General features: G+C 38.1%; 27 protein-coding genes and 2 pseudogenes. 17 read left to right on the top strand and 12 right to left on the bottom strand.

The genetic code is table 11. The annotated features are described in order from the left end of the window. Window positions 1–37 precede the first annotated feature (37 nt). The 3 genes from ODZ84_RS17630 to ruvX form a co-directional block, all read right to left on the bottom strand. Window positions 38–601: a DUF5606 family protein gene (locus ODZ84_RS17630; RefSeq protein WP_266173691.1), complete on the bottom strand. Its 564-nt coding sequence runs from the start codon at window positions 599–601 to the stop codon at window positions 38–40. 97 nt (window positions 602–698) lie between these two features. Next, on the bottom strand, window positions 699–1,271 hold the full coding sequence (def, locus tag ODZ84_RS17625; protein WP_266173690.1) for a peptide deformylase: 573 nt from the start codon (window positions 1,269–1,271) through the stop codon (window positions 699–701). Further along, window positions 1,268–1,684 carry a Holliday junction resolvase RuvX gene (gene ruvX / locus ODZ84_RS17620; RefSeq protein ID WP_266173689.1) on the bottom strand — a complete coding sequence of 139 codons (417 nt, stop codon included), beginning with the start codon at window positions 1,682–1,684 and terminating at the stop codon, window positions 1,268–1,270. The genes def and ruvX overlap by 4 nt, the downstream gene beginning before the upstream one ends. Before the next feature lie 114 nt (window positions 1,685–1,798). Here ruvX and ODZ84_RS17615 point away from each other — a divergent pair, with 114 nt between their 5' ends. The 4 genes from ODZ84_RS17615 (at window position 1,799) to ODZ84_RS17600 (ending at window position 4,331) form a co-directional block, all read left to right on the top strand. After that, the gene (locus tag ODZ84_RS17615; RefSeq protein ID WP_266173688.1) at window positions 1,799–2,275 is read left to right on the top strand and encodes a SixA phosphatase family protein; all 477 of its coding nucleotides are present in this window, start codon (window positions 1,799–1,801) and stop codon (window positions 2,273–2,275) included. Between the two features lie 97 nt (window positions 2,276–2,372). Beyond that, entirely contained in the window at window positions 2,373–2,813 is a 441-nt protein-coding gene (locus ODZ84_RS17610) for a zinc metalloprotease (protein ID WP_266173687.1), read from the top strand. 5 nt (window positions 2,814–2,818) lie between these two features. After that, a complete protein-coding gene (locus ODZ84_RS17605; RefSeq protein WP_266173686.1) occupies window positions 2,819–3,142 on the top strand; it encodes a zinc metalloprotease in 324 nt (107 codons plus the stop codon). 139 nt (window positions 3,143–3,281) lie between these two features. Then, window positions 3,282–4,331 (top strand): T9SS type A sorting domain-containing protein, encoded by a 1,050-nt coding sequence (locus ODZ84_RS17600; protein WP_266173685.1) that lies wholly within the window; start codon window positions 3,282–3,284, stop codon window positions 4,329–4,331. 125 nt (window positions 4,332–4,456) lie between these two features. On the opposite strand, the gene ODZ84_RS17595 is transcribed toward ODZ84_RS17600, so the two are convergent. Further along, window positions 4,457–6,001, bottom strand: a complete 1,545-nt coding sequence (locus ODZ84_RS17595; protein WP_266173684.1) for a serine hydrolase — start codon at window positions 5,999–6,001, stop codon at window positions 4,457–4,459. A 70-nt stretch (window positions 6,002–6,071) separates the two neighbouring features. On the opposite strand from ODZ84_RS17595, the gene ODZ84_RS17590 reads away from it, so the two are divergent. From ODZ84_RS17590 to ODZ84_RS17575, 4 genes are all read left to right on the top strand, one after another. Next, a complete protein-coding gene (locus ODZ84_RS17590) occupies window positions 6,072–6,569 on the top strand; it encodes a metallophosphoesterase family protein (protein ID WP_266173683.1) in 498 nt (165 codons plus the stop codon). A gap of 6 nt (window positions 6,570–6,575) precedes the next feature. After that, a complete protein-coding gene (locus ODZ84_RS17585; protein ID WP_266173682.1) occupies window positions 6,576–7,070 on the top strand; it encodes a Smr/MutS family protein in 495 nt (164 codons plus the stop codon). A gap of 18 nt (window positions 7,071–7,088) precedes the next feature. Continuing rightward, window positions 7,089–7,805 carry a DUF3822 family protein gene (locus ODZ84_RS17580; RefSeq protein WP_266173681.1) on the top strand — a complete coding sequence of 239 codons (717 nt, stop codon included), beginning with the start codon at window positions 7,089–7,091 and terminating at the stop codon, window positions 7,803–7,805. Window positions 7,806–7,874: 69 nt separating this feature from the next. Continuing rightward, entirely contained in the window at window positions 7,875–8,453 is a 579-nt protein-coding gene (locus ODZ84_RS17575) for an RsmD family RNA methyltransferase (protein WP_266173680.1), read from the top strand. A 98-nt stretch (window positions 8,454–8,551) separates the two neighbouring features. On the opposite strand, the gene murI is transcribed toward ODZ84_RS17575, so the two are convergent. The 5 genes from murI to ODZ84_RS17550 all read right to left on the bottom strand — a co-directional run bounded on the left by murI (window position 8,552) and on the right by ODZ84_RS17550 (window position 13,869). Beyond that, window positions 8,552–9,382 carry a glutamate racemase gene (murI, locus tag ODZ84_RS17570; RefSeq protein ID WP_266173679.1) on the bottom strand — a complete coding sequence of 277 codons (831 nt, stop codon included), beginning with the start codon at window positions 9,380–9,382 and terminating at the stop codon, window positions 8,552–8,554. A gap of 103 nt (window positions 9,383–9,485) precedes the next feature. Then, window positions 9,486–10,610 carry a radical SAM family heme chaperone HemW gene (hemW, locus tag ODZ84_RS17565; RefSeq protein WP_266173678.1) on the bottom strand — a complete coding sequence of 375 codons (1,125 nt, stop codon included), beginning with the start codon at window positions 10,608–10,610 and terminating at the stop codon, window positions 9,486–9,488. Between the two features lie 49 nt (window positions 10,611–10,659). After that, window positions 10,660–11,610 carry a PorP/SprF family type IX secretion system membrane protein gene (locus ODZ84_RS17560; RefSeq protein WP_259112989.1) on the bottom strand — a complete coding sequence of 317 codons (951 nt, stop codon included), beginning with the start codon at window positions 11,608–11,610 and terminating at the stop codon, window positions 10,660–10,662. Window positions 11,611–11,661: 51 nt separating this feature from the next. Further along, window positions 11,662–12,726, bottom strand: a complete 1,065-nt coding sequence (locus ODZ84_RS17555; protein ID WP_266173677.1) for an RluA family pseudouridine synthase — start codon at window positions 12,724–12,726, stop codon at window positions 11,662–11,664. Window positions 12,727–12,798: 72 nt separating this feature from the next. Then, complete coding sequence (locus ODZ84_RS17550) at window positions 12,799–13,869, bottom strand: PASTA domain-containing protein (protein ID WP_266173676.1); 1,071 nt, start codon at window positions 13,867–13,869, stop codon at window positions 12,799–12,801. 154 nt (window positions 13,870–14,023) lie between these two features. On the opposite strand from ODZ84_RS17550, the pseudogene ODZ84_RS17545 reads away from it, so the two are divergent. The 3 genes and pseudogenes from ODZ84_RS17545 (at window position 14,024) to ODZ84_RS17535 (ending at window position 16,291) form a co-directional block, all read left to right on the top strand. Then, window positions 14,024–15,015, top strand: a pseudogene (locus ODZ84_RS17545) (D-alanine--D-alanine ligase). A gap of 120 nt (window positions 15,016–15,135) precedes the next feature. Further along, window positions 15,136–15,594 (top strand): pantetheine-phosphate adenylyltransferase, encoded by a 459-nt coding sequence (gene coaD / locus ODZ84_RS17540; RefSeq protein ID WP_266173675.1) that lies wholly within the window; start codon window positions 15,136–15,138, stop codon window positions 15,592–15,594. Window positions 15,595–15,658: 64 nt separating this feature from the next. Next, window positions 15,659–16,291 carry a trimeric intracellular cation channel family protein gene (locus ODZ84_RS17535; RefSeq protein ID WP_266173674.1) on the top strand — a complete coding sequence of 211 codons (633 nt, stop codon included), beginning with the start codon at window positions 15,659–15,661 and terminating at the stop codon, window positions 16,289–16,291. A gap of 236 nt (window positions 16,292–16,527) precedes the next feature. Here ODZ84_RS17535 and ODZ84_RS17530 read toward each other — a convergent pair whose 3' ends face one another. Both ODZ84_RS17530 and ODZ84_RS17525 read right to left on the bottom strand, forming a co-directional pair. Then, window positions 16,528–17,094, bottom strand: coding sequence for a DUF2892 domain-containing protein (locus ODZ84_RS17530; RefSeq protein ID WP_266173673.1), 567 nt, complete (start codon window positions 17,092–17,094; stop codon window positions 16,528–16,530). A 121-nt stretch (window positions 17,095–17,215) separates the two neighbouring features. After that, window positions 17,216–17,707, bottom strand: coding sequence for a dihydrofolate reductase (locus ODZ84_RS17525; RefSeq protein WP_266173672.1), 492 nt, complete (start codon window positions 17,705–17,707; stop codon window positions 17,216–17,218). A gap of 75 nt (window positions 17,708–17,782) precedes the next feature. Here ODZ84_RS17525 and ODZ84_RS17520 point away from each other — a divergent pair, with 75 nt between their 5' ends. From ODZ84_RS17520 to ODZ84_RS17495, 6 genes and pseudogenes are all read left to right on the top strand, one after another. Next, on the top strand, window positions 17,783–18,391 hold the full coding sequence (locus ODZ84_RS17520) for a LemA family protein (protein WP_266173671.1): 609 nt from the start codon (window positions 17,783–17,785) through the stop codon (window positions 18,389–18,391). Continuing rightward, window positions 18,391–18,819: a TPM domain-containing protein gene (locus tag ODZ84_RS17515; protein WP_323136768.1), complete on the top strand. Its 429-nt coding sequence runs from the start codon at window positions 18,391–18,393 to the stop codon at window positions 18,817–18,819. Before ODZ84_RS17520 ends, ODZ84_RS17515 begins: the two co-directional genes overlap by 1 nt. Beyond that, window positions 18,800–19,605: pseudogene (locus tag ODZ84_RS17510) on the top strand (TPM domain-containing protein). Before ODZ84_RS17515 ends, ODZ84_RS17510 begins: the two are co-directional and overlap by 20 nt. Window positions 19,606–19,677: 72 nt before the next feature. Then, the gene (locus tag ODZ84_RS17505) at window positions 19,678–20,193 is read left to right on the top strand and encodes a hypothetical protein (protein WP_266173670.1); all 516 of its coding nucleotides are present in this window, start codon (window positions 19,678–19,680) and stop codon (window positions 20,191–20,193) included. A gap of 90 nt (window positions 20,194–20,283) precedes the next feature. After that, window positions 20,284–20,805 (top strand): NAD(P)H-dependent oxidoreductase, encoded by a 522-nt coding sequence (locus ODZ84_RS17500; RefSeq protein WP_266173669.1) that lies wholly within the window; start codon window positions 20,284–20,286, stop codon window positions 20,803–20,805. Between the two features lie 7 nt (window positions 20,806–20,812). Continuing rightward, window positions 20,813–22,690 carry a monovalent cation:proton antiporter-2 (CPA2) family protein gene (locus tag ODZ84_RS17495; protein WP_266173668.1) on the top strand — a complete coding sequence of 626 codons (1,878 nt, stop codon included), beginning with the start codon at window positions 20,813–20,815 and terminating at the stop codon, window positions 22,688–22,690. An 88-nt stretch (window positions 22,691–22,778) separates the two neighbouring features. Here the strand turns inward: ODZ84_RS17495 and ODZ84_RS17490 are convergent, their stop codons facing one another. Next, window positions 22,779–23,606, bottom strand: coding sequence for a head GIN domain-containing protein (locus ODZ84_RS17490; protein ID WP_266173667.1), 828 nt, complete (start codon window positions 23,604–23,606; stop codon window positions 22,779–22,781). Between the last annotated feature and the right edge of the window lie 27 nt (window positions 23,607–23,633).

Genomic DNA, 23,633 nt, shown 5'->3' with positions numbered 1-23,633 from the left:
TTCTGACAAGGTTTATATGATAATTTAAAAGAATGAATTATCCTTTCTTGGTATGCGTACTTTTAGGAGCTGCTTTTGCTGCAGAAGTAGCTTTTACTTTTGGAGCTGCGGGCTTTTCAGTCTTCGGAGCTGCACTTTTTTTAGTCGCTTCAGTTTCTAAGCTTACCTCTTCAGCAGGTTCACCGTCTAAAGTTTCAGGTTCTGCTTTTACGAAGCTCTCCGGAGTAATATATCCTGCTTTCTGAAGGATATTATACCACTGAGCCAGTTTTTTGATATCGGAAGCATATACCCTCTCTGTATCATAGTTAGGTAATGAAGCCGTCATGAATTCTTTCAGCTCAGCGTCAGACGATTTATGAGGGATAGCCTCTTTATAATCGTAGTTCTTGGCAATATTTTCAAAAACTTCAAACAAAGGAACTTCCTTATCAAATGTAAACATCGCGATATTATCCAACAAGCTTACCTGGCTTGAATTTCCGATACTTACTTTCTTCTTACTCGTTACATCTTCAATAATGAATCCGCTTCTTAATTGAGAAACTAATTTGTAAAGTCCTGGTTTTCCAGAGATTGAAATTATTTTTTCTAACAGCATAATTTTATTTTTTTAATTTCTGCAATCAGTCTTCATACCTGACAAGCCTGGTATGGTAACCTTTTACTCTATATTTTTTTTGTTTTTACTTCAATTATTATTTTGGAAATCTCATCTTGTAGTTAATGCTTACATCACCCTGAGAGATTTTCGTCAGCTTCCCTTTCACCAGTTTCTTTTTTAGAGAACTTAAATGGTCGGTAAACAGCGTACCTTCAATATGGTCATACTCATGCTGAATTACGCGGGCTCTAATATCGGAAAAAGTTTCCGTATGCTTAACGAAATTTTCATCATAATATTCGATAAGAATGGTACTTTTTCTTTTTACATCCTCTCTTACGTCCGGAATCGAAAGGCACCCTTCATTAAATTTCCACTCATCACCGGATTCTTCAAGAATTTTAGCATTGATGAAAACTTTTTTAAAATCTTTCAGCTCATCTTTAATATCTTCATAATCTTCATCATCCGCAAGCGGAGAAACATCGATTACAAACAGACGAATATCCAGACCGATCTGCGGTGCGGCCAAACCTATGCCATTTGCACTATTCATCGTTTCGAACATATTTTCAATCAATTCCTGTAATTCGGGATAATCTTTTTCTATATCCTTTCCCACTTTTCTCAAAACAGGATCCCCAAAGGCTCTTATTGGTAAAATCATCTTGTTCTTTGTTCTAAAAAATTCTGCAATATGATAGTTGCGCTTACTTTATCTATTAATCCCTTTTCCTGCCTCTTTTTTTTGGTCTTTCCACTCTGAGAAATAAAAAATGAGGCCATCTTGGATGTAAATCTTTCATCAAAACGATGAACCTGAATGGTCGGAAACTCTTTTTTAAAAATATCTATGAACTTTAAAATGTCCTTTTCGATTTCAGAAATATTTCCTTTCAAATCTACGGGAAGCCCGATAACCACATCATCTACTTTATTATCAGTGAAATATTTTTTCAAAAATTCAACTAATGATTGAGTCTGTACCGTATCGAGACCACTCGCAATGATCTGCATATCGTCCGTCGCAGCGATACCACAACGGGCCTTTCCATAGTCTATTGCAATGATCTGTCCCATAAGTCTGCAAATTTAAGAAAATTTAGTCATTTTATCCGTAACACAGTTTTTTTTATAAATCATGTTTTATTCCATTATTTTTTTTATATTTTTAATTCTCCAAAAAGCAATAATATGAAGAAACTCATCCTCGTAAGACATGCCAAAAGCGACTGGCCTGAAGAAACGGAAGACTTCGACAGACCTTTGGCAGACAAGGGTTTAGAAGATGCCATAAACATGTCCCGTTTTTTAAAAACAAACAACATTTCGATAGATTACCTCGTATCGAGCCCGGCAGTACGCGCATTAAATACATGTGAAATTTTTAATCAGACGTATAATACCAGTATTACCACCAACGAGAAACTGTATAATCCTCTGGAACGAAATTTCGAATCTGTCATTTACGATCTGGATGATCGCCATGATTCGGTGGCTTTTTTCTCTCACAACAATGGTATTTCTAATTTTGCGAATTCTATGTCGGAAAATATTTTTCATTTCCCGACCTGCGGTGTTGCAGGTTTTGAGATCGACTGCAATTCGTGGTCTGAGTTTGACGGCGCCCGTAAGAAGCTTTTATTCTTTTATGAACCCGGGAAAATCTAGCATTATTATAAAACTACTGTATTGTTTTACTTTCTTACTCTTCTGTTCATGCCAAAAGAAGCATGTAACTTATTTCGATAAAATTTCATTTTATGACGTGAAGCTCTCTGATCCTCAGCCCGGAGAATGGAGGTACAGCCGGAGTGAAACATTCCAGACCTTTGCCGAATTTCAAAAGACCCGGAAAATAATTCCCGTTAATAGAAAAAATATAATTTACCTGCAGCCTATCGGAAAATTTAATGACCTGCAGCAAAAAGAAATTGTTCTGACCAGAGAGTATTTAAAAGCTTATTTTCAACTGGAAACAAAGATTCTTCCCATTCTGTCCAATAATATTTTCCCGAAGTCTGTCAAAAGAATTTTCAGAGACGCGCAGGGACAGGTGTTAGCAGGATATGTTCTCGACAGTATTCTGATGAACCGTAAGCCGGATGATGCAGTGGTAGTGATGGGAATTACGGAAAGAGATCTTTTTCCAAAGCCTGAATGGAATTATGTCTTTGGGCTGGCTTCCCATGCAGGCGGAGTCGGCTAACTTCAATGTACCGCTTTGCAGACTGGAGCCTTACGGAATCCAATTTTAACAAAGGTCTGGAGAGATTAATAAAGATCAGTTCGCACGAAATCGGACATATGTTCAGGATCAGTCATTGCCTGAACGCCAACTGTGTCATAAACGGCACCAACGGTCTCGGTGAAACAGACACTCATTTTGCCCATGCCTGCTCACTCTGCCAGCAGAAACTCAATTCAGGCATCCGGTATAATAATCGTAAGCGGATGACTGACCTTAAGCACTTTGAAAAACAGCATTTACATTCTGAATGGTCGCGGGTACAAAAAGATCTAAATATAATTAAGTAATTGGCCAGCCTTATAATCCCTACTATAAAAACTTCTGTACAGACTTCAAAATCATGGGAAAATATCATGTTTACACTCTTGCGTTTTTATAACGGATAAGATAATTTTGTTATTAATATTTATTCTAAATAAAAATAATATGAAAAAACAATTTTATTTCATCCTATTTCTACTCCTTTTAAGCGGAAGTAAAATGCAATCACAGGCGACAGCCACTGTCTTTATTACCGATCTTTCCTCTCCGAATCCCATGGTAATAGATGGTCATACAATGTATATCGGTCTCTACGAGCTGAATAAAATAGTGAAGATAAACCTGAGTCAGCCGGGTTTGCCCCCTACTGATGTGGTAACCGGTGTTAACAGACCCTACGGGCTGGCACTGAAAGATCATACTTTATATATTTCCGAGTTCGGAGCAAACAGGATATCTAAATTTAATCTCAACGGCTCCGGTACAAGTGCTGAAATTATGCTCTCCAACATCAGCAGCCCCATAGGATTGGAGTTTTCGGGAAATGATCTGTATATAGCTCTCGAAGGAGATAATAAGATTGCCAAAATAGATGTCACTCAACCCAATCCTCAAGTGAAAGATATAGCGTCCGCAGCTTCACCGTTTGACATTGAAATTGTAGGAAATGACTTGTACTTTACCGAAAGATTTCAGGGTAAAGTTTCAAAGGTCAGCTTAAACAGTTCCGGTGCACCAACAACAGTGGTTCAGGGCTTAAGCTACCCTTCAGGTATTAGCCATTATGGTAATGAAATATTTGTATGTGAAGCCGATGCTGCTAAAGTTTCTAAATTCAATATCACCCAGCCCAACCCCGTCCTGTCTGTGGGTATTGCTTCCAGTGAATTTATTTATCCTTCAGGAATTATTACAAAGGAAAAAACAATATTCGTTTCAGATTTCTTCTCAGGTTCATTACTGAAAACAGACCTAGCAGCATTATCAGTTTCTGAACAAACTAATAAGAATAAAATCTCAGTTTACCCAAATCCCGCCAAAGAATATCTTACGGTAGCAAATGTTAAGTCAAAAGATTATAAAATTTTCGATATGGCAGGAAATCTCATTGTATCAGGCAGAATAGAAAGAAATACGGTCAATGTAAGCCAGCTTATAAAAGGAAACTACATAATCCAGATCGGTGATGTTATTAAAAAATTTATTAAAAATTAAAATTAAATTTTCTTAAAGCGTATTGTCAAGCTTCACGAAAACCTATTTTTAAAGGCTACGGTACAGAAAAACAATACTTTTAATAATCAAAAGCTCCAACTTTTATTGGAGCTTTTTGGTATCATTTACTTTTTTTTGAAATCCAGATCCTCAAAATCAAAACTGAAATCCGTTACTTCAGAAATTGGTTTTAACCGTGCAGCCTGTGCTATGCCGTTCTCATCATAATCAAAAATAATATAGGCATCAGCATCATAACTTCTGTCGTCCCATTTTATGATGAAGGTATTATTTGAATACGGAAGCAATTCTCCCTTCAGTCGTGGAGAGCTTTTGCAGAATATTCGGTAAGAATTTCCCTGAGGGGAAATCTCAGCATCTCCGAACCAGACATCATGATATGTTCCTACAAACTGCTCCGCTTTAGGCTGAAGAGTTTTATCCTTTCTGAAGGCCTCTGATTGGGCAAAGGCTTCTTTCTTCTGCCTGGCAAATTCCTCCTCCGCTTTTTCCATTCTGTCTCCGTAATTTTTCAGCCAGTTTCTGTCTGCAATTCCCAGGTAAGCATCTTTCACCGTATTGGTAATGGTATTGAAGGCCGCCCCGGACTGCTGATTGGTTAGCACCACAATTCCCAGCTTCAGATCCGGAATTATGGTAAACTGAGTAACGGTACCGATTAATCCGCCGGTGTGCTGAACCTGTTTGTGACCTTTCACATCACTTAGAAACCAGCCCATCCCATATCCGTAAAAGCTTGTATCATATGGATTTTTTGCAGCGACCCTGTCCGGAATCTGCAGACTCCAGAGCTGCTGAACATTTTTATCCGAAACTAATTTATTACCGTCTTTTGTGGTAAAATTATTCATCAGACATTCTGCCCAGGTCGTCATGTCTTTGATATTACTCATAATTCCTCCTGCCGCATTGGCCGTCTCATTCCAATCATGCGGAACTGCGACCGCTTTACCGTCTACAGGCGCATGGGCATCAATTTTATTGGTAACTGCTTTTGCCCTGCTGTAGCTTCCGAAGCTGGAAGTCATCCCGACAGGCTTCATAATTCTCTGTTCAATAAAATCTGCCCAGCTTAGACCGGAAACTCTGTGAATAACGTCTCCCGCCACAATAAACATAATATTATTATAATCTAATGTCGTTCTGAACGGATTTTCAGGCTTCAGATACCTTACATGGTGAACGATATCGTTTACCGTAAGATTTCCGCCTTCTGGAAAGAACATTAAATCGCCCTGTCCAAGACCCAATCCGGCTCTGTGCGTCACCAGATCTCTGATGGTGATGTTTTGAGAAACATAAGGATCATACATTTGAAATTCGGGAATATATTGTGACACTTTATCATCCCAGTCCAGCTTCCCTTCATCTGCCAGTATGGCCAATGCCGTACAGGTAAAGCCTTTGGAATTGGACGCAATCCCCACTAAGGTCTGATCGTCCATGGGCTGCTTTGTCGTTAATGAGCGTACACCAAAACCTTTAGAATAAATCACTTTACCATCTTTGATAACGCCTACGGACATTCCGGGTACATCGAACGTTTTTAAGGTATTTCGGATCAGTTCGTCCAGCTTTCTCTCTTCAATCTGTGCATTAAAAAGCCCTACCGCCAGGAGAAGAAAGAAAAAAGAAATTTTCTGTTTCATTTTTTAATTTTTCCAAAGTTAATCAATTCAGTATTATTGAGTAAATTTGCAGATTCAAACAGTTGAGTTAATGACAAAAATCCTCCTCCTTTCCGACTCTCATTCTTACATCGATGACCGCATATTAGAATATGCCGGTCAGGCTGATGAAATATGGCACGGCGGAGATTTCGGAAGTACGGATGTGATCGAACAGCTTGAGAAAATAAAGCCTTTAAGAGGAGTGTACGGAAATATCGACAATGCAGAAATCCGTTCAGAATTTCCCGAGGTAAACCGTTTTTTCTGTGAAAATGTGGAAGTTCTGATGATTCATATCGGCGGTTACCCCGGAAAGTATACTCCGGCCGCTAAGAGAGAGATTACCGAAAAGGCGCCGAAACTTTTTATCTCAGGACATTCTCATATTTTAAAAGCCATGTTTGATCAGAAAAATAATCTGCTTCATTTAAATCCGGGAGCATGTGGAAAACAGGGCTGGCACAAAACCAGAACGATGATGCGCTTCACGATTGACGGAAGTGAAGTGAAAGATCTGGAAATTATTGAACTCGGATCAAAATTCTAAGGTATTATGAAGATCGGTGATAAAGTTTCGGTAGTAGATGAGGATCTGAGCGGAGTGATAACCTCGGTTCATGATCATATGGTTGTTTTTAAAGATATCTACGGATTTACGTATCAATACCCAAAAGACAAACTTGTTCCTAAAGATGTTGATCTCTATGAAAATATTAAAGTCATCAAAAAAGCCGAGCCCCGGAAAGTAATTTCTAAAAAACATCAGAAAAATCATTTGGTTTTAGACCTCCATTTTCATAATTTAGTAAAATATCCTAATGAATACGACAGTTTTGAAAGGCTCTTCATGCAGAAAGAAAAATTACTGCAGGTTATTGCATTCTGCAGGAAAAATAATCTGAAGAGGCTGGAGATTGTTCACGGTATTGGTGACGGCGTTTTACAGAGAATGGTTCTGGATGTTCTGGAGAGCCAGAGTCATCTGGATTTTTATAATAAGGAAATACTTCACCATCAATCGGGTGCGGTAATGGTAGAATTTCACTAAATTTGCAGGAATTGAAATATGAACGTACTTAATTTACTTTTTACCAAAGACGGGCTCATCTACCAAATTGTGAAGAATAAAAGCATTTTGGAAGAAAAGTCTTATTTTGTTAACGAAGAGTCTCCGGAAAATTTCATTGATGAAAAGCTGGATGAGGTTTTACTTAAACAGAGATTTGATGAAATTCAGGTCATTTCGGCACTGAATCATTTCACCCTGATGCCAGAAGGTTTTTCCGAGCATGATGCAGGATATGATCTCATTTCCTACAATGCTCACGTCGAACGGGAAAATGAAGAACTTATGCTTTCTGTAAACAAGAAATTCGGTATCCAGTTTTATTATACGTTCCCCAAAAAATTTTATAAGAAGATCAAAGAACTTGCCTTTCCTGTTCACTTTAACTTTTCAGGAGAAAGATTTTTAAATTCAATTCATCATAAAAGCAAAAAAGAGATTCATATTAATCTATATCATCATCAGTGCGAATTTTTTGCAATAGATAACAAAAAACTCATTTTATACAATAACCTGGATGTGAATTCGGAAGTTGATTTTCTTTATTTTGTCATGTTTACATTAAGTAAAATCGGTTTTGGAATTAATGAAACCAATTTTTTTGCTTATGGTGAAACTACTGAAAACGAAACTTTTATTTCGGAATTACAGAAATTTGTAAAAAATCTGAAAATTGTATTTGATAATATTCCGACCAAAAACTTCATCCTAAATTAGGTGGCAGGTGGCAGATCAAAAGACTTATTTCTGAGCTGCTCCATTACCTAACCCAAAACCCAACCATTTATGTACAGAATAATTTCAGGCAAGTGGAAAGCCAAGAAAATAGCAGCTCCTAAAAATTTTGATGTAAGACCTACTACAGACTTTGCAAAGGAAGCTTTGTTCAGTATTCTGGAGAATACGTATGACATGCAGTCGATTTCTGTACTTGACCTGTTTGCCGGAATAGGTTCTATAAGCTTTGAATTTGCATCACGGGGCTGTCAGGATATCACTTCCGTGGAAATGAATCCCAAACACACTTCATTTTTGAATTCTACGGCTTCAGAGCTGGGATTCAGCTTACAGGTAAATGTACAGCGAGGTGATGTTTTTGACTGGCTTAAAAAATTCAGGAATAAAAAATCTTTTGAGATCGTCTTCTCTGATGCTCCTTTTGAAATGGAAGAAAAAAAATACCACGAATTAATCTCACTGGTTTTAAACAATAAATATTTAAAATCCAATGGAATTCTGGTCGTTGAGCATCAAAGCCGGATGAAATTCGACCATCCCAATCTTATTGACAGCAGAAAATACGGAAATGTAAGTTTCAGCTTTTTTGAACCGAATAAAGAAGAAACAGATACTCTGGAAATGTAATCCTGAGTGTTTTTTTGCAGCCATTCCGTTTGAAATTATGCCGACGTAAAAAAAGGAGTAAAAAAAGCTGTTTCCTGTTGAATGAAACAGCTTCTGTTTTATAGTACTTTTAATTCTAAGTCGATCGTTTTTCCAAAGAATTTTTTCGAGATCTTTTCAAAATTTTTAGTGATATCCGAAAGGTAAAACTGATAATTGGGTTTAGGATTGCTTTCATTCAACAGATCATACTTATCCAGGATGATTTTCAGATGATTGGCGACAATATTCGGCGAGTCTATGACCCGGACCCGGTTTCCGTAGTATTGCTTTATTTCATCAATAAGAAGAGGATAATGCGTACAGCCCAAAATCAATGTTTCTATATTTTTTAACTTACTGTTACTTAAATAATTATAAATTATGGAATGGGTAATCGGATGATTTTTAAAACCTTCTTCAATAGCAGGCACCAGTAATGGAGTGGCCAGCTCGTCTACTTTGATCCATTTATTATGTTTTCTTATGCTTTTTTTATAAAGTCCTGAATTTACCGTTGCCTTAGTCGCAATGACTCCTACGTTATTATGAATTTCGTATGAAACTTTCTCAGCGACAGGATTTATTACATCGATTACCGGAACTTTACCGGCAACCGATTCCATTACTTCCTTCAAAGCATTGGCCGTCGCTGTATTACACGCAATTACAATGGCCTTGCAATTTTGCTGCAATAAAAAGTCGGTGATTTTGGTAGAATACTCTATAATGGCTTCTTTGGATTTTTCACCGTAAGGAAGATGTTTGGTATCTCCAAAATAAATCAGGTCTTCATTGGGAAGAAGTCTCTTGATCTCCTTAGCCACTGTCAAACCTCCCACCCCACTGTCGAAAATGCCGATTGGCTGGCTCTTTGAAAGGTGCGAATAATTTTGCTTTTTAGTTTTCAAAATTGAGTTGAAATTTTATACAAAAATAGTGAATTTGTTGGATACCGGATACCCAAGTTTTAACATTGTTCCGCAACCATTCTTACGCTTTATGACTTTGCGACTAAACAATAAATAAGTCAGCTGCAATTCCATCCGCCATAAACCAATGCTTTTCTGGGATTTTAAGATGGTCATTTTCTATGGTTAACAGACCGTCTTCCAGTTTATGGGTAATGCCGGTGTAAAGCTTTTCAATCATTCTTTCAGGAAATTTATTTCTCACGTTTTCCAGATCTACGCCCCATACGGTCCTGAGCCCGATCATCATCATCTCATTGAACTGGTCTTCCTTTGAAAGGATCTCTTCCTCTTTGGCCAGCAGACCGGCATGTATTTTTTTTATATACTGCGGATTATTGGCAACATTCCAGCTTCGTGTATCGAATCCGTTATACGAATGCGCTGACGGACCTATTCCCAGGTATTCATTATATTTCCAGTAAGCAGAATTGTGTTTAGAATGAAAACCGGGTTTCGCAAAATTCGAAATTTCATAATGTTCGAAATGATGATCTTTCAGAAAATCAATCATATAATAGAATTCTTTATTCTGTTCTTCTTCTTTGGGATTTACAACTTTTCCCTTTGCAATCCAGTTTTCAAGGGCAGTTTTGGGTTCAACCGTTAAGGCATAAGATGAAATATGAGGAATTTCCAATGCCATGGTTTTATTTAAATTCTCTTTCCAGATCTCAAGACTGGAAGTGGGCGAACCGTAAATAAGATCAATACTTAAATTCTCAAATCCAAAATCCTGAGCTCTTTTGATAGAGCCTTCTGCTTCGGAAGCATTATGGGCACGATTCATCAACCTGAGATCTTCGTCAAAAAAGCTCTGCGTACCTACAGACAGTCGATTAACAGGAGATCCGGATAAAGTCTTCAGAAAATGTTTATCCAGGTCATCGGGATTTGCCTCTAAAGTAATCTCGATATCTCTGTCGAAACTGAAATATTTTAAAACCTCATCAATTAAAGAATGAATTTCATCACCTGAAAGGATGGATGGCGTTCCGCCTCCAAAGTAAAGTGACTGTAAATTTTTGTTCTGCAATTCGTCTTTCCGTAAAAAGATTTCCCTTTTCATGGCCGCTATCATTTCCTCCTTAAAATTTAAAGAGGTAGAAAAATGAAAATTGCAATAGCTGCATTTCTGCTTACAGAACGGAATGTGAATATAAATCATAAAAAAAGCTCTGAAAATTCAGAGCTCAAATTTATTTAAATTAAATCGATTAATATCTATAACCTCTGTGATTAATGAAGTTATCAAAGTTATATCCTACTCCCAACATGAAGCTGTTTCCTCCATACTCCTGGATGTCAGACATTCCCAGGTTATAAGTAGCACCCACCATAAATTTGTTAAATCTTACTTTAACAATCGGGGAAATACTTAACTGCTGGCTATCGAATCTGTTTTGAACAGATCGGTAACTTACTCCAAAAGAAAATGCATTGATATCATTGAAAAATGTTGCCATTAAGTTATAATCAATCGTTCTGGTAGAGTTGGTATTTAAATTAATTAAAGCTGATGGGGTTACATACATATTGTCTGCAAAATGCCAGTCATATCCTAAGTTTAAGAAAAACTTAATCGGAGAAGGCTCACGTCCGTTTACAATAGACTCATCATTTGTTAAAGCGATATCATTAACGGAAACTCCGGCAAAGATATTTCTGTACGTAGCGGCAACTCCAAAGTTGGCATAGGCCATGAAGATATTACTTTCGCTTCCCTGTAATAACGGGTCTGATGCATCTTCAGTATTAATTTTTGAATAATCAAAATTCATGTTATACATGCTTACACTTGTACCGAAAGAGAATTGATCTTTTCGGTCTCCTTCACTGCTCAAAGGAATAAAATAAGAAGCTCCCGCAGTGATTCCTCCTGCAGAAATAGGACCATTGCTATCTCTGAAAACAGAAAGACCAGCACCCACTCTATCAAAAATATTCGCATTAATCCCCACTGATTGTACATTTGGAGATTCGCTGAATTTTGAAAATTGTTGTTGATAGTTGAGATTTAGCTGTACGTAGTCTGTTTTACCGTATTGTGCAGGGTTGAACAGGAACTCACCATCCAAGAGATATTGTTGATAGTATGGTAATGTTTCTTGTGCTTTATATGCATTTGACAAAAGAGCCAAACACACGATAGCATATAGTTTTCTCATAACAAATCTTGATTTCAATTCAACAAATATAAAAAAATTCTCAATATATTTTTAGTTTTCTAAATAATTTCTCCATTTTTTTACAGCATCCGCCATATCTTTGGGCATTGGGCTTTCAAAATACAATTCTTTCTTCGTCGTCGGATGTATAAATCCTAAAGTATGGGCATGCAGGGCATGTCTGGGCAGTATTTCAAACACATTTTTTATAAACTGTTTATACTTAGGCAGATTAATCCCTCTTAACGGGGTGTGTCCTTCATACCTTTCATCATTAAAGAGCGTGTGGCCGATATGTTTAAAGTGCGCTCTGATCTGATGGGTTCTGCCGGTTTCCAGCTTACATTCTACCCAGGTCATATATCTGAATCTTTCAAGCACTTTATAATGCGTTACGGCATGTTTTCCCTGGCTTCCGTCTACATAGGTATGCATCTGCATTCTGTTTTTAGGATGTCTTCCGATATGTCCTGTGATGGTTCCTTCGTCATCCTGCACATTTCCCCAGACAAAAGCCCAGTATAATCTTTTAGTTTTTCGTTCAAAAAACTGTTTAGCCAGGAAACTCAAGGCATATTCGTTTTTTGCAATGACCAGCAGCCCTGATGTATCCTTATCAATTCTGTGCACCAGGCCCACCCTGTCCAGGTCAGATTTTTCATTGTTCTGCTCGAAATGGTACGCCAATGCGTTCACCAATGTCCCGTCCCAGTTTCCAAATCCCGGGTGCACTACCATTCCCGGTTCTTTATCTACCACTACGAGATCATCGTCTTCATAAATAATATTGATCGGAATGTTCTGAGGAATAATGACATTCTCTCTCGGTGGATGTGTGAGTAAAACAGAAATCTGATCACCGGGTTTTACACGGTAATTCTGCTTCACCGGAGTTCCGTTAACCACGACATTTCCGGCTCTGCAGGTTTGTGAAATTTTATTTCTTGAAGAATTCTGACGGTAGATGAAAAGGAATTTATCGATCCTCAGCGGCTCCTGCTTTTTATCAACTGTGATATTCAGATGCTCATACAATCCGCTGTTTTCCTCATCAATATCAATACCCGTGATATTTAACAATTCTTCATCTAAAAAATCTTCGTTATCTTCTGTCATTGCTTTTATTTTTATACAAAAGGCTTCAACATTTAAAGTTGAAGCCTGATCATTATATGTTAATTATCCTGATTAATCTATGATTACCTTTTTCGCCTTTGGCTTTTCAGCAGGCGGTGTATTGGCAGGTTTAGCATTTCCTGTACCTGAATTACTTCCCGTTGTTGACGATTTAGGCTTACTCTCAGATGTTGCTGCCGGTTTCCCACTGGCTGGCCTTGCATCGGTTTTGGCAGGTTCCGTTTTCGGCACTTCTCTTCTTGGTGCAGGCGGAGGTGCTACCGGTTCATATACGGGTTCCTGATGAACTTCCTGATATTGCACCGGAGGCAGACCGGTATCTACTTTCATCCGGTAAATGGAGTTCAGCTGCTCGATCTTAGAGCTTAATTCTGCCGGTGTTTTCTTACTTGCCCAGAGATCCATCTGCATTCCCTGGTCCCTGACATCACCTGAAGCAGGATCCTGATAATAGATAATATCAGATTCATCCTTCGATCCGTCTTCGTGCTCTACAAGTCCCACTTCAAACATGCTTCTGGCGATCACCTGTCTTGCCTCTTTCACCGTTAATCCCACTACATTCGGAATTGAAATATTTCGCATAGGTCCCGATCCGATGACCACATCTACTGTTGAGAATCTCGGAAGCAGGGATTTAGGCTGTATCACATTTCCTTTAAATAATAATCTGATGATCGCATCTTTCTGGATGCTCGGCTCGTAGATCGTATCTCCTACTTTAAGTCCCACCTGATCCAGTCTTCTGAAAGCCAGTCCTGCATATTTATTGATGACGTCAGGAACTGCAACGGGAGCCCAGGTTCTCGGATTTACCTTAATCTGGATGGCTCTTCCGTCTTTTACTCGTGAGCCTGGCGCAGGATATACCTGCAGTACCTGAAAAGGTCTGTATTTAGGATCGTATTTAAAACTGTCTACCTCATATTCCAATCCTGCATCATCCAGGATTTTTACCGCTTCATGTACAGATTTGTTAACAACATTGGGGACCGGTATTTCCTGACCATGATTAGTATGGTATTCTAACCAACGAAATGTAAGCCAGACCAACCCCACAAAAACACCTATGGCTACGACTAAGTTCAGTAAAACTTTCCAATTGAAAAGTGATTTAAGCATACTTAAAATGACTATAATTAGACAGCAAATATAATTAATAATTTTAGAACATGCTTTTTATTTAACACATTTCACTTTTGATTTTAAAATTTCAGAATTTGCGTATTCCATTATATAAAATGATTAAATTTGCCCTAATTGATACTATATGGTTATGAGCAAAAAACAAGTTGCCGTAGTGATGGGGGCTATTCTGACGAATATGTGGTCTCTCTGAAAAGCGGTCAATTAATTTATGATTCTTTAGACAGAGATCTTTATGAAGTATATAAAGTCGTTATCCTTAAAGATGAATGGTACTTTTTAGGCGAAGATGACAGAAAATATGATATTAACCGAGGGGATTTTTCTGTAACACTGGGTACTGACAAAACACTAAAATTCGATGTCTGTTTCAATATTATTCACGGTACACCGGGTGAAAATGGTATTCTCCAGGCTTACTGGGATGCCATAGGACAGGCCTATACCGGTTGTGACTTTTACCAAAGTGCCTTAACATTCAACAAAAAAGATACGCTGGCCGTATTATCAAAATACGGGATTCCTTCTGCAAAGAGTGTTTATTTACGAAAAGGTGAAGAAATCAATGTGGATGAGATTGTAGAAAATCTTGGTCTTCCTGTTTTTGTTAAACCAAACCAGTCCGGCTCTTCACTGGGAATTTCGAAAGTGAAAGAGAAGTCTGAACTAGTGGCTGCAGCGGAAGTTGCGTTTAAAGAAGATGATGAGATTTTAATTGAAAGTTTTCTCGACGGAATGGAAGTATCAGTCGGAGTTATCGATTATAAAGGGGAAACGATTGTTTTAGGGATCACCGAAATTGTCCCGCAGAATGAATTCTTCGATTATGAAGCTAAGTACGAAGGTGCTTCGGAAGAAATCACACCGGCCAGAATTGATGATGAAACAAGAATCAGAGTAGAGGAAATTTCAAAAAGAGCGTACGACTCTCTTGGGATGAGCGGTTTTTCGAGAAGTGAGTTTATTCTGATGAACGGTATTCCTTATATGCTTGAAATGAATACAAACCCGGGATTTTCTCCTGCAAGTATTCTTCCCCAGCAGGCGAAGATTTACGGAATTTCTATCACGGACCTTTGTGGAAACGAGGTTGAAAAAGCTTTAAATAAATTCAGAAATTAGTAATTAGAAGTTAGAAATTAATATGATTGATAATGGCAGAATACAAAATTCAAAATTGAGAATTCACCATTTACAATTGCAACCTATAATTGATAACTCATAACTTATAACTATATACGCATGAAAATTGCCGTTTTCCCGGGGTCGTTTGATCCCATTACCTTAGGACATTATGATATTATAGAGAGAGCAGCTCCGCTTTTTGATAAATTAATTATCGCCATCGGACAAAACTCTCAGAAGAAATATATGTTCCCGATGGAGAAAAGAATGGAATTCATCCAGAATTCCGTAGCTGAGTTTCCGAATGTGGAAGTTGATTATTTTGAAGGCCTGACCGTAGATTACTGCTTCGAAAAAAATGCACAGTATATTCTGCGTGGCTTAAGAAATCCTGCCGATTTTGAATTTGAAAAAGCAATAGCCCATACCAACAGAACTTTAGCACATAAAAAACTGGAAACGGTATTTTTACTGACCTCATCGGGAAAATCTTTTATCAGTAGCAGTATTGTAAGAGAAATCATTAACCACGGAGGTGAATATGAATTACTGGTTCCGGACTCGGTGAGAGTTTAATTAATTAGTAATGGGGTAATGAGTAATTTTGCTATCATTGATTACCAATTACCCATATAAATGTATGCACGAACAGCTTAATTTTGCCATAGAAGTACTCGGAACGATTTCCTTTTCCATGTCGGGAAGTTTTGCAGCCATGCAAAAACGTCTTGATCCCTTCGGTGTACTTATCATTGCATTTGTAACCTCTGTGGGTGGCGGAACGGTAAGGGATCTTTTGCTTGACATTCCGGTTTTCTGGATGCATGATCTTCTCACCTGCGCTTTAATTATTCTGACCAGTATCTTTACAATGATTTTTAAGTCATTTGAAAAGAACTTTAAAGTCACATTATTTATTTTCGACAGCTTCGGGCTTGGGTTATTTACCATTATCGGGGTTCAGAAGGGCCTTAATGCAGATATCCATCCTTTAATATGTATAGGATTGGGCACCATTACCGGATGTTTCGGAGGAATTATACGGGATATTCTGCTGAACAGAATCCCTCTGATTTTCAGAAAAGAAATTTATGCAACAGCCTGTATCGTCGGCGGTTCGGCTTTTTTACTCCTGACCAAACTTACCCACCTTTCGTATACTGTTATTCAGGTTTTTACCATCCTGCTCATTGTGTCGATCCGGACGCTGGCCGTAAAATATCACTGGCAGATTCCTAAATTTTACGGGTATGAAAACAATTCTGAAATGTGATCGGGCATTATTATTTCTTTATTTTATTTCAGATACACCTAGAGCAAATTAATGTAAAAAAAAGCAGTTAACATTTAATATGAGATAAAAATGATGATATACTGACTCTGAAACGGATCAGCTACATGATGCCTGAAATATAATGAATCCATTAAAAAAGGTATTACAACTGCCTAGCAAAAACAGAAAAAGTCCTGAAAACCAGGACTTCAATATTCTCAATTAAAAAATTCCGCTTAGAATTTTCCTCTTTGTCTCATATTCGGATTGTGCATATGTTTCTGCATCGTCGGCATTTTCAGCTGATCTTTCATCATTTTTATCTGATCGGCCATCATTCCGGCACTGTCCAGTCTTTTGGCTTCTTCAAGCAATTTCTGACCTTCCTGCTTTCTTCCTTTAGAAATCGCCGCCGCAGCAAGGTTCAAAGTGGCCATAGCTCTGTCATGCTTCATATTCAGGCCATATTCCAATGCTTTTTTCATCAGAGGCTCCACTTTTGTCGGGTGATCCTGAGCCTGCGTTAATCCCAGTAAATAATGAAAATACCCATACTGAGATTTGTGAAGCTGAGACTGATAGTTTGTAATTTTCGATAGCCATTCCGCCGCTTTCTCCATATTCTGTTTTCTCAGCTGCCAGAACGCCAGCAAAATATATTCATTTTTAAAGAAAAGTAAAATAGGCGATGAAGCCAGGAGGAAGATCACAATTCCCCATCCCAGATTTCTTGTGAAAATCATCATATAGAGTCCCAAAAGTATAAGAACCGCCGCAATTACAATTTTTATGTACTTATTCATTATAAAATTTTAGAAGTGCAAAGATAACAAATTTGATTGTTTATTGTTGATCGTTTACAGTTGATCGTAAAAACTTTCCTGAAAAATATTCAGCATTCAGAAGACCATTAGCTAATCACCATTAGCCAACAACCTTTTCGTACGTCTGAAAACAGAAATCATATTGGCTTCTATCGTCTTTTTCATGACCGGTCTCGGCTGTTTTTTTCCAGATTTTCGGATCAATCTTCGGGAAATATACATCTGCTTCAAGATCAGCTTTCACTAAAGTAACTTCTAACCTGTCTGCTGCTTCCATCGTCTGTTCATAAATGTTTCCACCACCGATGATAAAAATTTCCTCATCGATCTTTTTTGCAAACTTTACTGCTTCCTTGATGCTTCCTACAATCAGAATCCCCTCTTCAAACCAGTCTTTCTTCCTGGAAACAACAATATTCGTACGGTTTGGAAGCGGCTTCCCGATACTTTCATATGTTTTTCTTCCCATTATAACCGGATGCCCCGACGTGAGATCTTTAAAGTGTTTTAAATCTTTCGGAAGATGCCAAAGCAACTGATTATTAAAACCAATCTCGTTTTTCTCTCCCATTGCCACCACTATTGTTGTCATTAAAATAATTTTTTACAAAATTAGCACATAATTTGTATATTTGATTAGCACAAAAAATTAAAAGAAAATAAACTTATGAAAAACAAGGGCTGTCTGAGCGCCGGAACTATTGGCATCGCTCTCCTTATTATTGTTGCTGTATTATTCTTCTGGGGTAAGAGCGGTTACAATAGCTTTGTGGATAAAGAACAAACCGTTAATACAAAATGGTCAAACGTAGAGACCGTTTATCAAAAGAGAGCCAATCTGATTCCGAACCTGGAAAGAACGGTAAAATCGTATTCAAAATTTGAGCAGGAAACATTAACCAAAGTAATTGAAGCCCGTTCCAAGGCTACTTCCATCAATGTAGACCCTACCAATATGACCGAACAGGATATCGCAAGATTCCAGGCTGCACAGGGTGAATTATCAGGTGCATTAAGCAGATTAATGGCTGTTGTAGAACAATATCCCAATCTGAAAGCCGATCAGCAGTATCTCAATTTCCAGAGGGAATATATCGCCATTGAAAACAGTATAAGAAGCGAAACCGTTTATTATAATGATGCTGCTAAAGATTACAACACTTCGATCAAGCAGTTTCCTAACAATATCCTGGCAAATTTCACCAATTTCAAGGAAAAACCTTATTTCAAAGCGGAAGCAGGCGCTCAAAAAGCTCCTGATGTATTCTCAGAATAATGAGCCGTTTCCTTACAGATCAACAGATAGCTTCCCTAGTGGAAGCTATTCGGTCGGCAGAAGAACATTCTACCGGTGAAATCCGTGTACACATCGATTCTAATACGAAGGGCGATCACGCAAAAGCTGCAGTGAAGGTCTTCGAAGAATTATGTATGAATAAAACTGCCCACAGAAATGCCGTGCTGTTTCATGTTAACTTTGAGCAAAAGTATCTTACCATTATCGGGGATACCGGAATACATGACAAAGTACATCAGTCATACTGGGATCAGCTTCATGATGAGATTACTTCTGAATTTGCCAAAGGAAATTATTATAAGGCTATGAAAAGTGCCATTCTTAAAACAGGCGTTGAACTTAAAAAATATTTTCCGGTGACCGGAGAAAACCACAACGAACTTTCTAATGAGATTACGTTCTCCTAAAATACTATTTTCACTTTTATTACTATGCTTTTACAGTTTTGTATCAGCACAGTATAAAATTCCTGAAAAGCCCGCAGTTTTATATCCTGTTTATGATGAAGCAAAGTTATTGTCTGAACAGGAAAAAAATGAGCTTAACAATAAACTTATAAAGTTCGCAGATTCTACCTCGACTGAAATCGAAGTTATCATCATCCCTTCTGCTAAAGGAGAAGATATCAACTTTCTGGCGACGATGTTTGGTGAAAAATGGGGGATCGGAAAAAAGATGTTGATAATGGCGTTGTTTTTCTGATCGCTACAGAAGACCATACGATGTCAATCCAGCAGGGAAGAGCTGTTGAACAGTATTTAACGGCTTCGGTTGCAGGACAGATTTTAGATTATATTGTCACTCCGAATTTCAAAAAAGGAGAATGGTATGACGGGATCAACCGTGGTACCTCTGCTATTATGGAAGCCGTGGAAGGAAAATTCAAGCCTGTTGAAAATCCCGAAAACGGCGGAAAGGGCAGTATCACAAAAATTTTTATCATTGCATTTATTATTTTTATTATTATCATTTTCTTATTCAGCAATAGAGGCGGAGGAAGAGGTGGAAATAATGATGATGATGATGATGTGATCCTCGGCAGAAGAGGTCGCAGAAACTATCCCGGAGGATTCTTTCCTTTCCCCGGAAGTTTCGGGGGCGGTTTTGGTGGAGGCAGTTCCGGAGGTGGCGGATTTGGAGGCTTCGGTGGTGGCGGAAGCTTTGGCGGCGGCGGAGCATCGGGGGGATGGTAATCAAATACTTAATTTCAAGTGCAATTTAATCATAGAACTTTATTCACGGTCATATTTCTGACTGTTTCAAATATGTTTTTTTGTCAAAATAATGCTGCACTGGCAGCACAAAAAGAATTATCTGAAAAAATTGAAAAGTATCAATACATAGACACGTTATCCTCGAAAGATTATCTCCACTACAGTATTTCTATAAAAGAAGGTAATATAGAGATGTTTGATAAAAATAAAAAAGAACACGGTCGCGGAGGATTTTCTGTATATACTTATAAAACAACCTCAAAGCCTCAAAAACTTTTAAAATCTGTACACAAGCAGGTTGTACATTACAACCAATCAAAAAGTCAGATTCAAAATTCGGAAAATATTGTTATAACTATATTTTATGATGATAATAGAAAACCTGATCTCGCAAAAATTACAGAAAACCATTATACCGCTGATGAAGTTTTATTATCAAGTCTAAATTATATCAATTTGCCGAAAGACATTGAAGAGAGCAAAAAAATAATTTACACAAAAGAATATTTGAAAGGTATTATAGATCATATTTTCGACGAAGTAAAAGAAGTAATTAACCGGCCTTAATATTAATTTGTCTTCCTTTTTTAACAGGTATTTTTCATTGAAACACTGTTATTTTAGTTTAAATTCACTATTTTTACTAAAAACAGGTATATGAAGAAGACGTTGGTTATCTTTGCACATCCTTATTTAGAGCACTCCAACTCTAATGCGGAAATCATTAACTTCTATGTCCGTCATCAGCATTTTACCTTAAGGGATCTTTACGAAGAATACCCTGATTTTCATATTGCTGCCTTCCGGGAGCGAAAAAGACTACAGAACTATGACCGTTTCATTTTCCAGTTTCCGTTAATATGGTTCGGAATGCCCCCTTTATTAAGACTCTGGATCGACGAGGTTTTTGATCGTGAATGGCTTAAAGACGGCCAGGATAACCCTTTGGAAGGAAAAGAAATTCATATTCTCGTCACCACAGGAGGCAAAGAAAGATCTTTTACCAAAGAAGGGACCTATCGGTATACGATAGAAGAACTGATCAGCGGGCTGATCGTTTCCCTGAACGTTTTCAAAGCCAATATCAAAAATATAAAAGTGGTTTATGAAGCTAATAAACTTTCAAAAAAAGAAATCGTTATTCATAAAAAAGAATTTGTACAACTTCTTAATCAATAATTAACTTATGGAATCTACCTTAGCCATGAATACTCTTATTTTCCTGGGTGTTGCCATTATTATGGTTCCGCTGGCGCGAAAATTCGGGCTAAGCTCTGTGATCGGATATATAGCAGGGGGGATTATTATCGGTCCGTATGTTCTGAAACTTACCGGAAAGGATGTCAACGATATCATGCATGCGAGTGAATTCGGAGTGATCATGCTTTTATTTCTGGTTGGCCTTGAGCTTGAGCCCAGAAAGTTCTGGGAAATGCGGAAGAAAATTATTGGTTTGGGGCTTACCCAGATGCTTCTGACCATTTCCTTACTTTTTATCATATTTGTCTGGGCCGGCTGGAGAATAGACAAAGCTGTTGCTATTGCCATGTGCTTTGCCTTATCTTCTACCGCTATCGTTCTGCAGACTTTACAGGAGAAAAACAGCCTTAAGACACTCGCCGGAGAGGCATCCTTCTCTACCCTTCTGTTTCAGGATATTGCCGTGATCCCGATTCTTGCCATCTTACCTATCATTGCTAATCATAAGGAAAGACATGCTGACAATGAAATCCAGGTTCTCATCCAGACCTTGCCCGAATGGATGCAGGCCGGTACAGTAATTTTAGGCGTTATTGTCTTAATTCTGCTCGGGCGGTATGTTTTTGTTCCGTTTTTAAGATATGTTTCAAAATCGGGAATGACTGAACTTTTAACAGCTTCCTCATTATTTCTGGTAATCGGTGTTTCAGAGCTGATGATCGCTATAGGCCTTTCACCGGCCCTGGGCGCTTTCCTTGCGGGAGTCATGCTTGCAAACAGCGAGTTCCGTCATGAACTTGAAGCTCAGATTGATCCCTTTAAAGGATTGCTGCTGGCTGTGTTTTTTGTAAGTGTAGGTTCTACCATGAACTTCAACATTATCCAGCAGGATCCTGTATTTATTTTCAGTACTGTCTTTGCGGTATTAATTATAAAATTTGTGGTGTTGTTGGCAATCGGGAAGTTTTTTAAAATGGATAACCCTCAGAGTTTATTCTATGCCTTTGCTCTTTCGCAGGTGGGAGAATTTTCCTTTGTTCTGGTTAATTTTGCCTCTACCCTCTATCTTGTGAGTCCGGAACTCAATGCTCAGATGATGGCCGTCACAGCAATTACCATGTGTATTACTCCTTTTCTGCTTATCATTAATGATAAACTTATTACTCCGAAGTTCATTAAGGAGGTACCGGAAGGCGAGCAGGATTTTAATATTCTGGACAGCGCAGTTCCTCAGAAAAAAATCATTATTGTAGGATTCGGGCATTTCGGAAGCACAGTTGGCCGGCTCTTAAAGGCTAATAAAATTCCGGCCACGGTTCTGGACAGAGATTCTGACCGTGTAAAACTGTTGCGAAGCTATGGTTTCAAAGTATATTACGGCGATGCAACCCGTATTCCTATTCTGAGAGCCGCAGGTATTGAAGATGCTGAATTATTGGTTCTGTGTCTGGATGACCCGAATGATAATAAATTCATTGCGGACCTGGTTCGTGAACACTATCCTGATGTCAAAATATTTGTCAGGGCTAAAAACAGGATTGATGCGTATGATTATCTTAATAACGGTATCGAGAATATTTACCGGGAAACATTGGGCACCGCTGTAGATATGGCTGTAGATGTTCTTCACGAAACAGGTATGAGAAAATATGCGGCAAGACGCCTGGGACAAAGATTCATGGCTATTGATAAGGCTTCCGTAAGAAGGCTCGCCAAATTGAAAGCAGAAGAGAATGATATCATGCTGTTTACCACAAGAGAAATTCTGCAGCGTGAGGAGGATCTTCTGGCTTATGATAATCTTAGCTTCGAAAACAGAGAATGGGAAGACTCTTCTTCGGAAGAAGAACAGGAAGAATCCTGAAAACTGTTTTCTTTTAAATAAAGAAGGCTCAGATATAAAATCCAAGCCCTGACTTTTCAACTTATCATTTCATAGACAAGTATTTATTTTATTGAATATCAACACTTCCACCACTACTTTCCTCTTTAGTAACTGAAGTTACATTCCCTCTTTTGGAAACACTAACGCTTCCTCCGGAAGACGCTTCGGCTTTAACGCTTGTCGTAACACTCACTTCTACACTTGCTCCGCTTGATGCGTCAGCCTTTAAATGTTCTACCATCAATCCTTTCGCTGAAATGCTGCTGCCTGATGATGAGCTTATATCAGCATTTTTTGCTTTCCCTGAAACATCAATGCTCGCGGCTGAAGAGGCTTCGACATCCAGATCGACAGCCCATATTTTACCATTGAAACTACTGCTGCTGTCAACAGAAATTTCGAAATCATTAGCTTCCAGGTCTCCGGAAACACTGCCCGAACTCGATACCTCAACATCCATTTTATCCTGAACAAATTTATCTTTTACCGTAATCTTGGCAGCAGAATTGGCAATTACTTTTGAAAAATCTTTAGTATAAATCTTAGCCGTCACTTTAGTATTATTCATCACCCGTATTCCCCGATTGTAATGAATATGAACCTTACTTCCTTTTTTCTCCACCAGGATGTCATCAATAATATTTTCCGAAGCAGAGATCACTACTTTTTCAACGTCCGATTTTATAATTTCTGCATCAATAGCCTGTGACACTTCAATTTCATCGAAATCCAGACTTACTTCCTTATGTTTTAGGGGACCGTGATCCGTATTGGTCACTTTCTCTACCCAGTCTCTTTTTTCACCGGTGTTTTGATCACTATTTCTTCTTTCATGTTTATCATTGCACGACAGTAAGAGGAATGCAGAGAAAATAAAAATAGGTGTTGATTTCATGTTTATTATTTTAATTTAAGTTTTAAT

The sequence above is a fragment of the Chryseobacterium fluminis genome, assembly GCF_026314945.1.
Lineage (GTDB): Bacteria > Bacteroidota > Bacteroidia > Flavobacteriales > Weeksellaceae > Chryseobacterium > Chryseobacterium fluminis.
Note: the sequence above shows the minus strand (reverse complement) of the source record. Positions and strands in the feature narration are given on the sequence as shown.